Origin of the sequence: Spirosoma oryzae, assembly GCF_003002825.1 — a bacterium.
Classification (GTDB): domain Bacteria; phylum Bacteroidota; class Bacteroidia; order Cytophagales; family Spirosomataceae; genus Spirosoma; species Spirosoma oryzae.
This window is the reverse complement of the sequence record NZ_PVTE01000015.1, coordinates 41,699-55,782: the sequence shown is the minus strand read 5'-3', so window position 1 is coordinate 55,782 and position 14,084 is coordinate 41,699. Positions and strand designations below refer to the sequence as shown.

Genomic DNA, 14,084 nt, shown 5'->3' with positions numbered 1-14,084 from the left:
TGATTGAAACAAAGGTCATTGTTTAGAGCTAACCCGGCCAATCACAAATGGTTATGCCCGATTCTGAACTAAGCTCAGTTCACGCTCCGCCGACACCAGCGCCTGCTCATGGGGCAGGTTCGATTCGGGCGTCAGCGCATAGGGTACCGTCTGCGGAATGAAATTGTCGGGCGCCCCGGGTTTGCTGTAGTCGTAGGGCCAGCGGTACACCAGCGGCAGCTCGTCCGGCCAGTTGCCGTGGGGCGGCACGATGGGCGTCGTCCATTCGAGTGTATTCGAGTGCCAGGGGTTTTGCGGGGCGCGCTTTCCCCGGAACATACTCCAGAAAAAGTTGACCAGAAAAATGAACTGCGCGCCGAAGGTGACGAAAGCCGCCAGGCTGATAAAGGCGTTCATATCACTAAAGGCGTGGGTAAAATCGTAGCTGGTGAAGGCGTAATACCGACGCGGAAAGCCCGCAATGCCCAGGTAATGCATGGGAAAAAAGACCAGGTATACTCCCACAAATGTCAGCCAGAAATGCACGTAGCCCCATTTGGCACTCATCATCCGGCCAAACATCTTGGGATACCAATGATAAATACCCGCCATCGTGCCGAAAAACGAAGCCGACCCCATAATCAGGTGGAAGTGGGCGACCACGAAATAGGTGTCGTGCAACTGAATGTCGAGCACTGAATTGCCCAGCACGATGCCCGTTACGCCCCCGGTGAATAGAAACGATACCAGCCCAATAGCGAATAGCATGGCGGGGGTAAAGCGAATGTTGCCCCGCCACAGGGTGGTGATGTAGTTAAAGCCTTTTACCGCTGAGGGCACGGCAATCACCAGCGTCAGAAACATGAAGATCGACCCCAGAAACGGATTCATGCCCGACACGAACATATGATGCGCCCAAACCACGAACGACAGAAAAACAATGGCTCCCATCGAAAGAATCATAGCCCGGTATCCGAAAATGGGTTTTCGGGCGTTGGTAGCGATGACTTCGGAGGCAATCCCCAGGGCGGGTAGAAAGATGATGTAGACTTCGGGGTGTCCCAGAAACCAGAACAGATGTTGGTAGAGAATGGGTGAGCCACCCGTTTCGGGCAGCGCCTGCCCGCCCACGTATATCTCGCTGAGAAAGAAACTAGTGCCCATCGAGTTGTCGAAAAATAGCAGCAGAAATGCCGACAGCAGCACAGGAAAGGCCATCGTAGCGATGATGGCGGTGAACAGAAACGCCCAGACCGTCAGCGGCAGGCGGCTCATTGACATCCCCCGCGTACGATAGTTGATCACCGTGGCGATGTAGTTGATGCCCCCAAGCAGCGTGGAGACGACGAAGAAGGCGAAGGCCAGCAGATATAGCACCATACCCAGCCCCGACCCACCCGATGCCTGAGGTAGCGCGCTCAAGGGTGGGTAAACCGTCCAGCCCCCTTCGGGTGGCCCCGTTTCGACTAAAAACACGGAAAACATGACCGCGCTGGCCGCAAAGAAAAACCAGTAGGAAAGCCTATTGATGAAACCGGACGCCATATCCCGGGCACCAATCTGAAGTGGAATGAGCAGGTTGCTGAACGTGCCGCTCAGCCCCGCCGTCAGCACGAAAAACATCATAATAGCCCCGTGCATCGACACCAGCCCCAGGTAGCCGTCGGGGGTGAGCTGCCCTGACTCGGACGTGTAGCGGCCCAGCAGCGCGTGCAGAATGGGCAGGTGCAGACTGGGAAAGCCCAGTTGAAGCCGGATAAGCATGGATGCTCCCCCGCCAATCACGGCCCAGGCCATGCCCGTCAGTAGAAACTGTTTGGCAATCGTCTTGTGGTCGGTGCTGAAGACGTAGCGGGTCCAGAACGAGTGTGGTTCGTGGCCGGTCGCCGTCGGCGCGGTCACGGGAAGTTGATCCGTTGTCATGAGGGAAATTGGTTAATCGGGTTGGTAGCGGGCTGTATCGGCCAGCAGCCGGTCTAGGCAGCCCAGCAACGGCCGCAGCCGACCGGTGACCCGCTCCGGCCGGTTAGCCCCACTCGCGTGGCAGACGGCGTGAAGCTGCCCGAAAAGCCGGTCGAGCAGCCCCAGCCGGAAATCGGTCGGTGGTAACGACCAGCGGTATGTCCCTGGATCGGCGGGCTGGTGGCCCGGCGTGGGACGGACGAAGAGCAGGTAGGCGCGGGTGTTCTCGTCCATTGTCCAGCCCTGCACCTGGCCGGGTCGCACGTAGCAGAGTTCCCCAGCCTGAAGCAGACAGACCTGCTCATCGACGGTCTGTACGACGGTCCCAGCCACCACCAGCATCAGCAGCTGATAGGGCTGCGGGTAGGCTTCCCGGCGGCTAGGACCTGCCGAGCCGTCGTGTCGGATGAGGTGAACGGCATCGGACGTGGGCTGGTCGTCAGGCGGCAGCAGCCAGCAGCTGAACGGCTGGATTTTCGTGGCTGAAAAAGTCATGGACAAGGAGTTTAATAAGTCAATAATCAACGTTATTTTGATACAACGTTGTTCGTTAGCCGGGGTAAAGGTCCACCAATTTGACTACCTGTGCCAATCACCATTCGTAAGGGGCCATTCAGAAATAGCATGAACATTACTGAGCGGGCGGGCGCACTTTTGCCCCAGAAATAGCGGATAAGTCCATGCCGGATTTAGCCGCCAAAACCACAAATCGCCTATGAAAACTCTGTTAATCGCCCTGCTGATGACGACACCCCTGCTGACCGATGCCCAAACCACGACCGACACGCTGTACGTTTACGGCCCCGGCGGACCACTGGGTCCCATGAATGAATGCGCTACGCTGTTTGGCGAGCAAACCGGCCACCCGGTTAAAGTAATTGCTGGGCCCGAAGCCAACTGGCTCCCGCAGGCGCAGCAGCGGGCCGACCTGTTCTTTGGTGGCTCGGAATATATGCTGACCCAACTGACAGCCGCCCACCCTGACCTCATCGACGCCGGTAGCCGCACGGAACTCTACCGCCGGGCCGCAGCCATCCTGGTCCGTCCGGGCAACCCCAAAGGCATCAAGACCCTGCGCAACCTGACCCGCCCTGGTATTACGCTACTGGACGTCAACGGAGCGGGGCAACTAGGGCTGTGGGAAGATCTTGCCGGGCGGCAGAAGCTGATTGGCGGCATTCAGGCCAACATCGGCCAGTCGTTTGCCAATTCAGCACTGGGCATTGCCGCCTGGAAGCAGGACAGCCGCTACGATGCCTGGATCACCTACTCGTCGTGGCACAACCGGCTGACGGCCGAGACGGACCTAGTGCGGTTGCCCGCTGCGGAAACGGTTTACCGGGGCACGCCCGTTGCCCTGAGCAAAACGACTCGCCAACCCGCTATAGTCCGGCAGTTTGTCGATTTTCTGCGCTCCGAAGCTGGGCATGGAATATTTAAAAAATGGGGCTGGGACTAAGCTGGAGATTTCAGAGGTATTGACCAGTGGATTCCGTAGCATTTTGACCACCAGTGGTGCTCATCAAATTACAGCTAACACTTTGTTGGAAAGGGGATTAAAGTGGTCAGTTTAGAGCGAAACAGGTGGTCAGTCGATTTCGGAATGAGATGATCAGTTTCATCGAAATCTCCATTTAAGGACGAAAAAAAACAGAATCACTTCTTCGTTTACCTGCATTTGCCCAACTAATCAGCATCCATAAATTCGCTACCAACTCGATAAACCTACTAAAAATTGGTTGAAGCACGAAGCCGTTATTTCATCAAAAGCCAGTACCCGTAGCGTTCTGAGCAATGACCGACTGCCCACTGCTAACCTGAATACGGTAGGCGCTCATCGTTATATTGCGGGCGTTTTGCAACACCAGTCCCGTCTGGGCGCTGATTTGCAGGTTTGATAAAGTCAGGTTCTGGAGCAGGCTATTGGTCAACCCTACCAGACTCCCCGCGTTTTTGGCGCCCGTCACACTTAGTTGGTCGATGGTCAGGCCCGACACCGACGGGATGTCACTCGCGTAGCCATTGTTATTATTGAGCGAATAGGCCAGATCGATGATCAACGGATTAGTCACGTTGGTCATGGTAATCTGACTGTACGACAGGTTCTGAATGGCCCCGCCCAATCCTGGTTGCGACTTAATGCGAATACCATTGGTCGTACCGGTGAACGTGCAGTTGATTACCGAGACACTCGATACCCCACTGGAGGTTTCACTCCCTACTGATAAGCCATGCCCGTGCAGAAACCGGCAGTTCCGAATCTGGATATCCTGGCAGGGTTGAACGATCTGCCCATTACTGCGTCCGCCTTTGATAGCAATGTTATCGTCGCCATTGTCAATGGTGCAGTTCTGGATCAGGACGTGGGTGCAGTTGGCCGGGTCGATGCCGTCCGTGTTGGGGGAGTCGGACGGGGCGGTGATGGTCAGGTTCTGAATCGTTACGTTCTGGCACTGACTGGGAACCAGATGAAACGACGGCGAATTAATCAGCGTCAGCCCATCGATGGTTACGTTTCTGGAGCGGGTCAGGTAAATCAGGCGTGGCCGGTTCAGGGTTTTACCACTGTCGATAAACCGTTGCCACCAGACGGCCCCATTACCGTCAATGGTACCTGTCCCGGTTAGACTCACGTCGGTCAGGGAATCGCCATTGATTAGGTTGGGTAGTTTAGGAGTATAGTCGGCCGCGTTGGTACTGGCCAGTAGCGTGGCTCCTGAAGCTAGTTGCAAATTAACGCGGCTGCACAGGCTGATAGGACTGATCAGGTATCTTCCGGCTGGTACAATCAGCGTACCACCCCCGGTCGCTCCGCAGGAGTCAATGGTTTGTTGCAGGGATTTGGCCTGATCAGTTGTGCCGTCGGCTAATAGGTGAAGCGTTACCGACGTGGGAGTAGGATTTGATTGAGCCTGCGGACTACAGGCTAACAGCATCCATAACCAACCACTTAGTATGAACGCTGGGAGCCATTTATATTTTATAGTTCTCATAGAACAGACCAATGAAGCTGATTGATTAATACTTTGCTTTCTATAACGGGTGCACAGACATAGAGTTTTTCCAGTCATAAAGCAGTCGCAATAGAGTCGGCAAAACCAGTAATAGCAGCGGCAGCCCCACGACAAAGCCCCCAATGACGGCTACGGCCAGGGGCTGCTGCATCTGAGCTCCTAGTCCAAAACCAAGGGCCAAGGGCATTAAGGCCAGAATGGCACCAACGGCTGTCATCAGTTTAGGTCTCAATCGCAAAGCAATGGCGTAGTTAACCGATGCCTCCACGTCGCCGGTGCGGGCCAGCGTGTGCTCAAACTGATTGACGGTAAAAATGGCGTTCTCCGCAATGATTCCCACGATCATGATAATACCGGTATAACTACTGACGTTCAAGGGAATATTCGTCAGAAAAAGAGCCGCAATACAACCTGTAATTCCTAGTAGCGACAACACTAACACCAACACTGACAGCCACCAGTCTTTGAATAAGAACATCAGAACGGCCAGCACCAACAGTGAGGCCAGTGTCAGAATCAATAGCAATTCTCTGAAAGATTGTTGTTGTTCCGAATAGGCTCCGCCGTAGCCGATCGTGTAGCCTTGTGGTAAGGGTAATTTCTGAGTAAATTGGGTCTGAATCTCTTTAATGGCGCTACCTAGATCACGTGCATCCAGCCGGGCCGTGAGCACAACAGTCGATTTAAGATCCTCCCGGCGCTGCTCTATTTCACCCGCCAGTACGCTCACGGTACAGAAAAACGATAGGGGGCGTGTGGTGCCATCGGGCAGAAAGATCAACACGTTGCGCATTTTATCCAGATCATTCGCAGTAAAGTTGGAAAACCGAAGTACCATCCGACGCATCTGCTCCCCGTCCTGAAACGAACCCACCTGAATACCCGCCGTTAGCGCGGCCTGTGCCGGTGATGGGACTGGCTGGGCAGCATTAGGTCCCAGGGCCACCCCGCCCGTATAGGCTGTTAACTGCGTTTGAAAATCGGTTAGCCCAATCTTATACTGACTTAATTTTTCCTGATCTGGCTCGAAGACCAGTGATGGCCCCGCTTCCACCAGACCATCGTTCACATCGACGATGCCCGGCACCTTTTCGAGTATTCCCGATGCCTGTTTGGATAAACGCTGAAGCAGTGCATAATTATCGCCAAACAGCTTGATCTCAATTGGCTGGGAGGTGCTCATCAAATCACCCAGCAAGTCGGCAATGCGCTGACCAAAGGAGATAGCTAAAACCGGCTCCACGGCGTGAATGCGCGTGCGCAATTGATCAATGACCTCGACCGTAGTTTTCGTACGGCTCGATTTGAGTTGAATGGAATAGTCACCGAAATTGGGGGGGACGCCCTTAAAGGCCATGCGGATACCCGTTCGGCGTGAATAGGTAGCTACATCGGGATGGGTAGCAATGACTTTTTCCGCTTCCCGCAGTATCCGGTCCGTTTCCTGAATGGACGTACCCGGGGGCGTAAAGTAATCCAGTACGATCGTGCCTTCATCCAGATCGGGCAGAAAGCCCGTTTCCAATCGACTGTAAGACCACCAGGTACCAACACCCAGTAACCCCACAAATACGAGGGAGATTAGCGGTTTGGTGAACAGGTTCGTCAGCCAGCTTAGCTGACGAACGTTGGCGGCCTCGTCAATCGGTTTGGCATTTTTGTTATGCTTAAAGCTAATTAGCAGATGCAGCACCGGCAGCAGAAGCCAGGTTACCAGAAATGAGCAAACCATTGTGATCTGCATCGTATCCGACAGTTCCCGGAAGAAACTACCGGCCAGTCCACTCATCAATCGGAACGGAAAGTGAATGACGATGGTACTGAGCGAAGAGCCAACCATGGCCGGAAAAAGGGTATGAATTGCTTCCTGCACGACGGCAAATTTATTCTTCCTGGGTTCCTCTTCATGTCCCCGGTAAATCTGCTCGATAATAACAATGGCATCATCGATGATCAAACCGATTGAGGCTGCTATGGCCCCCAGCGACATAATGTTAATCGTAATGCCCACTACGAACAGTACCAGCACCGTAAAAGCCAGCGTAATAGGAATGGTCAGTAGCACCACCATTGAGGCCCGCCAGGATCGCAAAAAGACGATCATCACCAGAATAGCCAGAATCAACCCTTCATAGATCGTTTTAATTACGCTGTGAATGCTATCGCCCACGAAAGCCGATTGATTATAGTACGGCTTGACGTGCATGCCTTTGGGCAGAATCCGGTTGATTTCAACGGCTTTAGCCTCAGCGTTTTTGGCGAAATCAATCAAATTGATACCTGGCTGTTTGACCAGATCAATCTGAACTGCCTGATGGCCGTTGGCATTGACTACCAGAAATTCCTGCTGCTGCTCCTGGACTTCGATGCGGGCCACTTCGGACAGATGAACAATCCGGGTGCCGTCATTTTTGACAATCAGTGCCCCTAATGCATCGACATCCAGCACACGGGTATCAGTCAGGGTCAGATAGAGTCGTCGGTAATCGACCATATACCCGTTAGAAAGGACACTGTTGTTGGCATTGATGGCCGTCATCAGCGCCGAAATCGATAGATTGACCGAGGCCATTTTGACTGCATCGGGCAGAATGACAACCTCCTTGGCCTTGCCACCCCGCACCACGACATTGGAAATGCCGGGTACCTGGGAGAAGATAGGCCGGACCAACAGGTTCGCCTTGTCACGCAACGCCACCAGTCCGTGTCGACCTAGCGCGGTCCGATCACTTTCCAACGTGAATCCATAGACCGGAAACAGGGACTGGTTCATGGCTTCGATGGACAGGTTCACCCCGGGTGGCAGAAAATTACGAATCTCGTTGATGCGACTTTCCACCTGCGTCTTCTGGGTGTAGATATTCTGCCCCCACTCAAAAAACACGTCAATGGTGCAACTACCCCGGCTGGTGCTGGTTTTCACGATGGTTACCCCATTGACCTTTTTCACGGCGCTTTCCAGGGGTTTGGTAACCGTAATCATCATCCGGTCGATGGGCTGCTGCCCATTGTCGGCAATGATGGACACGCGCGGAAACAACACTTCGGGAAACAGATTGGTCTGCATCCGAGTGTAGGCGTAGATACCCGCCAGCAGCAGCAACACGCCCGTAAACAGAATGGGGCGGCTAAACACCTCGAAATACGACCGTTTGGGTTGGTCGGGTCGACGAACGGGCTCCGATACGGTTGGTGGTTCGATCATAGCTGCTTAGCGTTTATCTGCACCCGGGCCGTATCAGGCAGGCCATAATTGCCTTCTGTGATGATCCGATCGCCAGTCCCAAAAATGGGGCTTTTCACTTCGACAGTCGTCGTGGTCTTTTCGCCCAACTGCACGGGGATTTTAACGGCGATACTGTCGTTAATTAGTCTCATGACCCAAAAATGCTGGAGCATTTCATCACTGAGTATGGCGGCTTTAGGCAACAGTTGAGCCTGCGCATTGGCCTGGCTCGTCACATCGACCTGCACGGTGAGGTTTTCGGGCAAGGGTACCGAACTTGTCATACGGGCCAGCACGCTCTGGGTCTGGGCCAGTGCATTGACTGTCGTCAAAGGCGTCTGGAAGATAGCGGTCAGAGCGCGCCCATCGGGCAGTCGAACCCGGCATCTACGTCCTGGTTTGGCCAATGCCTGGTACTCATAGGGAACGTTGACCTGAACAGCTAGCGCATTATCCTCGGCAATAGTACAAAGCTGAGTACCTTCCAGGACATAATCGCCGGTCTGTTGCTTATCGAAAGTACTGATCAGACCACCCGAGGCCGCCTTGACGATGATTCGCCCTAATAGTGCTGAGTCGCCCCCAACGGATAAATTACCCAAGGCCCGACGCTCTTTGGTTTCGAGCTGATAGAGCGGTTGACCCGCTTTCACCCGCTGCCCCAAACTAATATAGACCTTGGTTATAAAGGCGGCTACGGGTGCCGTTACGGCGTTCCGGCGCAGGTAGAGGGTAGTACCAAACAGGGTCAGACTGTTGCTGATACCGCCCCGCTCTATTGATTGTACCGTCACCGGCGTGCGGGGAGAAATCTGATCCTGAGTTGTCGTGGAATTAGTCTGTTCGGAGGAGCTACAGGAAGTCAGCGCCACGAGCAGGGTAAGCCAGAGGCTACCAGTTATAATAATTGAACGCATTGATGAGGAGTTGTCGGTTGGATTCGAGGAGTAGGGCATCCCGGCGGACGGCTACCATATTTTTGACGACCGTGATGTAGTTGATGATGGGAAGTTGCCCCTGCAACAGCTCCCGGCGATAGGAAGCCAATACCGATTGGTACCCCGCGATTTGCTGCTGGTAGACGAGCAGGCGACTCTCCAGCCCCCGAAGCTCTCCCCGTATCCGCTCCCGACGCACGCCATTTTGATTGATCGCGAACCGGCGGTAGTTGCCATAGCTTTGCTGGAGAATGGCCGTTCGCTGGGCGTTCAGGCGTTTTTGGTGACCATCGTAGAGTGTCCAGATGAGCGACACACCCGCGCTAAATCCGAATCGGCGAGGCAAATCAGGTAAGTAGGACGTATTAAGCCCACCGTTAGCGATAAAATTCCATTGTGGCTTATAGCGCAACTCAAAAATGGTTTGCTGAGCCCCTAGCGCTAAACTGTCCAGCGCATACCGCCGGGTAAAGCCGGATTCAACCGGCCCGATGTCAGCATTCATCATCAACTGCAGGGGAGCCAGTTCAACGACCGTCGTATCGGTAAGACCACTCAGGGCATTGAGTTCCAGCACATCGCGCCGATAAGCGGTCTGATAGCCGACCCGTAGATTCCGTTGTGTTTCCGTTTCGATGTCTACCAGCGTCATATCCGATTGCTTGAGTAGCGACGATTCAACGAATTTTCGTACGATGCCCCGCTGCTCAGCCATCAGTTGCAGTAAACTATCGGTGTATTGCACCTGTAGGCGGTCCTGCAAACAAAGAATATACTGGTCGGTAACGGCCCGTTCGACATCGTGCTGGCCAAGCCGAATTACTGTCTGCCCAATCTGGGAAGCCAGGACAAACGGTTCGGCGTAGGCTTTGGCGCGAAAAAGATTGGAAAGGGGTTGGTTCACGCTAATCAGGCCCTGATAGAGCCCCCCGTTTGAGACGGCCAGATCATACCCAATATACTGGTCAGCCCCGCGCGAGTTTAGCTCCGGCCTGACGCCCCCGTTGTCGGTAGAGACAATGGGGGCGAACTGGGCCGCTCCGGTCAACTGGACTAAAGGCTTTGTGTACAGGGCTTGAAGCCGCTGGGCTTCGAGAGCATTGGCCTGTAGCTGATTCCGGTTGTCGAGCAGGAGCGGGGAGGTCTGCCGGGCGGACTCGACATAGTACGTTATGCCCCGTTGCGCCACCTGCGCCCGTACGACTCCCATGCCCAACTGCAGGGATAGCGCCAGTAACGTCGTTAGCTTGGAAAACCAGGGATGTCTGTCCATGATCAATCTTTCTCTTCTTCGATATATGTACCCGCCTTATCAAAAACGACCTCCATGCCCGTGATCCGAATCTCATAGTGCATGCTCCCGTTCGCTTTCGTCACGGTTTCAGCCGCCTGCATCCGTTCATTCGGGTAATGCTGCTTTATGTACGTTGAGATGACTGGCGGCAGGCTGGTAATGGGTATTCCTACTTCGGTTTCGGCTACTTGGCCCTTCACGTCGAATTTGATAGCCCGGTGGTTCTGGTTGAGGGTAAAAATGGCTTCGTAGTACGGGGCCGCTCGTTCCCACTGGAGATGCTGTACCGCTGGATGAAGTTTTCTAAGTGCCTGTTGAACCGGTATAGGTACCTGTTTTGCCGGAATTAATTGGGCCTGTATTGTACCCGTTAGTGTACCAAGCAAGAGTACTAAAGGAGTTAAATGCCTCATAAAGTTTTGATCTGGTTTACGAAAACAGCGTGAAGACTTGGCAAACCTAGTGGTGAATTCTATCGGAAATCTGATAACAGCGGAGTCCAGGTAGCATTGGTAAGGCATCGTATTCTCCCATCAGGATTGCATCAGATTTGGGTTGTAGGTTTACCGCCATAACCAACAGCAAGGATCGAATCATGAAAACGTATGTCATTGTCAGCGCCCTGCTTTTGGGCGCGACATTCACTGATGGATCAGCCCAGTCATCGAGTACCAACCGGGTGCCGCGGACCGTAAAAACGGCGTTTACGAATACGTACGCTACAGCCAGGCAGGTAAAGTGGGATCGGGAAGGAAAAGATTGGGAAGTGTCATTCACGTTGAACGGCGAAAAAAAATCGGCGCTTTTCAACCCAGACGGTCAGCAAACCGAACTTGAAACGGAAATTTCGGTAGCGAAGCTTCCCCAATCCGTGCGAAGCTATATGGATGGTCAGAAAAAACCCATTGTCGAAGCGGCCGAAATTACCGATGCGATGGGGAAACGTTATTATGAGGCTGAATCGGGGGGTAAGGATTACCTGTTTACCGCCGAGGGCAAACCGGTGAAAAAGATCGGCCAGTAGATTTCATGAAAGCCTGATGGTCGTTGCCGCGACTATCAGGCTTTAAAACCATAGAGGACACCCGATGATGAAACAGCTTATTTTTTTAGTCATCCTGACGACGTTTCCGCTTTCTGTCACCCAGGCTCAGTCCGATACAACCCGTGCGTCTGCGGCCGCAACCCGCGCGGTTTTTCAACCCTCGGCCTACATCGTACCCGTTGGCTTGATGACGGCGGGGCTGATCACGCAGGGAGCTATCAGCCGCCATGTTCAATCAGAGGTAGTTGGACGGTATCCCGGCTTTTCGTCGCATGTGGATGATGTCGGTCAGTTTGTGCCCACACTGGCCGTGTTGGGTCTGGGTGCTTTGGGGATAAAGGGAAAGCACGCTTTTGGGGATCAGGTGGTTCTTACTATTTTGTCGCACGGGGTCGCACAGGCGATTACGCAGGGACTAAAGTACACTGTTGCCTACCCCCGGCCCGATGGCGTAGGTAACGAGTCATTCCCATCGGGCCATACGTCATTTGCCTTCACGGGTGCCGCCCTGCTGGCTCAAGAATACGGCGAACGTAGTGGTTGGTACAGCGTTGCAGGCTACGGTATGGCCACGACAGTGGGCGCGTTGCGGGTAATGAAAAACCGGCACTGGCTGGCCGACGTTCTTTTTAGTGCGGGGGTGGGTATCGGCTCAACCGAGCTGGTCTATCAACTTTATCCATGGCTCCGCCGGGTCGTCTTTCACAAAAAGAACATGGCCTTAGTGCCCATTTACACAGGTTCCAGCACGGGGGTATGCATGATGGCGGTTTTTTAGGCAGATTCTCTTCCGCTTTCACCTGTTTATTTGATGCGGCATTGATCAATTATTGATGCGTTACTGACGTTTAGAATCATCACCGTATCCGAGAGAAGATCGCCCGGACGGTTTAGCGGTTAATGATGCCACTACTTTTACGGAATGACAAAATCGGCGAGCGGACCGGTTGGCTATAGCTTCTCGACAACACTGTATGCACTGAGGTGTTGCCACAGAGTTTGCAGACTACATACCTGCACGTGCTCCTGTAACCGAAAATCGTCAGCCGACGGCGTGACGACCAACAACGGAATATCGCCTAAATCCCGGCTGGCAATGTAGTTTCCCCGGCTCAGGGTAGGCGCATTCGTGTATTTTATCTCAATGCCTACGACGGGCTTGGTACCCTGCACCAGCAGTATATCCAACTCTGAGCCGTCGGCCGTCCGGTAAAAATAGGGCTGGATATCATAGCCAATTGTCGCCATGACTTGCTGAACAACATAGCCCTCCCAGGAACTACCCACGTATAGACTGCCACTCAGCACCTCCAGTGAGCCAATGGCTGCCAAGGCGTGAAACATACCACTATCCCGCAGATAAAGCTTGGGTGATTTGACCAGACGTTTGCCAATGTTGACAAAATATGGGGGTAATCGGCGAATGAGAAACGCCTGTTCCAGAAAGTCCAGGTAGTGCTGAATGGTGGGCACACTCAGTCCCAGGGATCGGGCCAGTTCGGAAACATTCAACTGATTTCCATGAACACTTACCAGCATCGATAGCAGCGTACGTACCCGGGCGGGTGACGCCCCTAAGCCAAGAGCTGGTAAATCCCGTTCGACATAGGTTTGAATAAAATCATTCATTCGTCGGATGGCAGATCGATCACTATTGGCTAATAGCATATCTGGATAACCGCCCCGCAGCCAGTGGGTTTGATAGGGGAGTTGCTCCTTTACCTCAGGCCAGCTTAATGGCTGCAGTTCCAGGTAAGCAATTCGACCGGCCAGAGACTCCGAACTCTGCTGAAGCAGTTGCGGAGAAGCAGAGCCCAATAGTAAAAAACGGCCCGCGACCCGGTGACGATCAATCAGCGAACGTAGTAGGGGAAATAACTGGGGCATCCGCTGGACTTCATCAATGATAACGAGTTGCCGCTGACGGTCGGACAGATACAATTCCGCATCCTGCAAACGGGCCAGATCCTGACTCGATTCTAAGTCCAGATAAAGCGGCTGCGTTTCAAACTGAGCCGCCAGCGAATTGACCAGGGTTGTCTTGCCTACCTGTCGGGGACCAACCAGGGCCACGGCTGGTCGATCCGCCAGTAGTTCTACTAATTCAGGTGCAATAAGTCGATTAATCATAACCCCGCAAATTTAAAATTAAATTTTAAATTTGCGGGGTTAGTTGTTGAAAAATATGGATGAAAGAACTAGCTTTGAGGTTAAAGAATCAGCACCAGCGTGCCCCCAATGATGAGGCTAGCACCCAGCGCTGTTTTCCAGGTTAAGTCCTCACCCAGAAAAAGCACTGATAGTAAAATCGCAATGGCGACGCTGAGCTTATCGACCGGAGCTACCTGCGACACTTTGCCAAGTTGCAGGGCTTTGAAATAACAGATCCAGGATAGACCCGTGGCAATACCGGATAATACCAGAAACAACCAGTTTTGACGAGTCAGCGTAGGCAACCCATCCAGACCGCCCCGCCAAAAGACCAGCCCCCAAGCCACCACCAGAATCACAAGGGTACGAATGGCTGTCGCCAGGTCAGTATTGACGTTTCTGATACCGACTTTCGCTAGCACCGCCGTCAGCGCGGCAAATAGGGCTGACAGCAAAGCATATGTCCACCACATCG

General features: G+C 53.5%; 12 protein-coding genes. 3 read left to right on the top strand and 9 right to left on the bottom strand.

The genetic code is table 11. The annotated features are described in order from the left end of the window. Nucleotides 1-51 precede the first annotated feature (51 nt). The gene (locus CLV58_RS17485; RefSeq protein WP_106139110.1) at nucleotides 52-1,902 is read right to left on the bottom strand and encodes a cytochrome c oxidase subunit I; all 1,851 of its coding nucleotides are present in this window, start codon (nucleotides 1,900-1,902) and stop codon (nucleotides 52-54) included. A gap of 12 nt (nucleotides 1,903-1,914) precedes the next feature. Next, nucleotides 1,915-2,436: an AraC family ligand binding domain-containing protein gene (locus tag CLV58_RS17480; RefSeq protein WP_106139109.1), complete on the bottom strand. Its 522-nt coding sequence runs from the start codon at nucleotides 2,434-2,436 to the stop codon at nucleotides 1,915-1,917. A gap of 220 nt (nucleotides 2,437-2,656) precedes the next feature. Between CLV58_RS17480 and CLV58_RS17475 the strand changes: the two genes are divergently transcribed. Continuing rightward, on the top strand, nucleotides 2,657-3,400 hold the full coding sequence (locus CLV58_RS17475) for a substrate-binding domain-containing protein (protein WP_012931375.1): 744 nt from the start codon (nucleotides 2,657-2,659) through the stop codon (nucleotides 3,398-3,400). A 304-nt stretch (nucleotides 3,401-3,704) separates the two neighbouring features. Here the strand turns inward: CLV58_RS17475 and CLV58_RS17470 are convergent, their stop codons facing one another. From CLV58_RS17470 to CLV58_RS17450, 5 genes are read right to left on the bottom strand one after another with little or no spacing between them, the layout of a single operon-like run. After that, nucleotides 3,705-4,934, bottom strand: coding sequence for a glycoside hydrolase family 28 protein (locus tag CLV58_RS17470; protein ID WP_245882368.1), 1,230 nt, complete (start codon nucleotides 4,932-4,934; stop codon nucleotides 3,705-3,707). A gap of 40 nt (nucleotides 4,935-4,974) precedes the next feature. Beyond that, the gene (locus tag CLV58_RS17465) at nucleotides 4,975-8,160 is read right to left on the bottom strand and encodes an efflux RND transporter permease subunit (RefSeq protein WP_106139107.1); all 3,186 of its coding nucleotides are present in this window, start codon (nucleotides 8,158-8,160) and stop codon (nucleotides 4,975-4,977) included. Beyond that, nucleotides 8,157-9,098 carry an efflux RND transporter periplasmic adaptor subunit gene (locus CLV58_RS17460; RefSeq protein WP_106139106.1) on the bottom strand — a complete coding sequence of 314 codons (942 nt, stop codon included), beginning with the start codon at nucleotides 9,096-9,098 and terminating at the stop codon, nucleotides 8,157-8,159. Before CLV58_RS17460 ends, CLV58_RS17465 begins: the two co-directional genes overlap by 4 nt. After that, complete coding sequence (locus tag CLV58_RS17455; protein WP_106139105.1) at nucleotides 9,073-10,392, bottom strand: TolC family protein; 1,320 nt, start codon at nucleotides 10,390-10,392, stop codon at nucleotides 9,073-9,075. Before CLV58_RS17455 ends, CLV58_RS17460 begins: the two co-directional genes overlap by 26 nt. A gap of 2 nt (nucleotides 10,393-10,394) precedes the next feature. Beyond that, the gene (locus CLV58_RS17450) at nucleotides 10,395-10,799 is read right to left on the bottom strand and encodes a PepSY-like domain-containing protein (protein WP_041618072.1); all 405 of its coding nucleotides are present in this window, start codon (nucleotides 10,797-10,799) and stop codon (nucleotides 10,395-10,397) included. A 209-nt stretch (nucleotides 10,800-11,008) separates the two neighbouring features. Here CLV58_RS17450 and CLV58_RS17445 point away from each other — a divergent pair, with 209 nt between their 5' ends. Both CLV58_RS17445 and CLV58_RS17440 read left to right on the top strand, forming a co-directional pair. Then, nucleotides 11,009-11,437, top strand: a complete 429-nt coding sequence (locus CLV58_RS17445; protein WP_106139103.1) for a hypothetical protein — start codon at nucleotides 11,009-11,011, stop codon at nucleotides 11,435-11,437. Nucleotides 11,438-11,504: 67 nt separating this feature from the next. Next, nucleotides 11,505-12,236: a phosphatase PAP2 family protein gene (locus CLV58_RS17440; protein ID WP_170108731.1), complete on the top strand. Its 732-nt coding sequence runs from the start codon at nucleotides 11,505-11,507 to the stop codon at nucleotides 12,234-12,236. 173 nt (nucleotides 12,237-12,409) lie between these two features. Here the strand turns inward: CLV58_RS17440 and CLV58_RS17435 are convergent, their stop codons facing one another. After that, nucleotides 12,410-13,588 carry an ATP-binding protein gene (locus tag CLV58_RS17435; RefSeq protein ID WP_012931383.1) on the bottom strand — a complete coding sequence of 393 codons (1,179 nt, stop codon included), beginning with the start codon at nucleotides 13,586-13,588 and terminating at the stop codon, nucleotides 12,410-12,412. Nucleotides 13,589-13,668: 80 nt separating this feature from the next. Continuing rightward, on the bottom strand, nucleotides 13,669-14,082 hold the full coding sequence (locus tag CLV58_RS17430) for an EamA family transporter (protein WP_012931384.1): 414 nt from the start codon (nucleotides 14,080-14,082) through the stop codon (nucleotides 13,669-13,671). Between the last annotated feature and the right edge of the window lie 2 nt (nucleotides 14,083-14,084).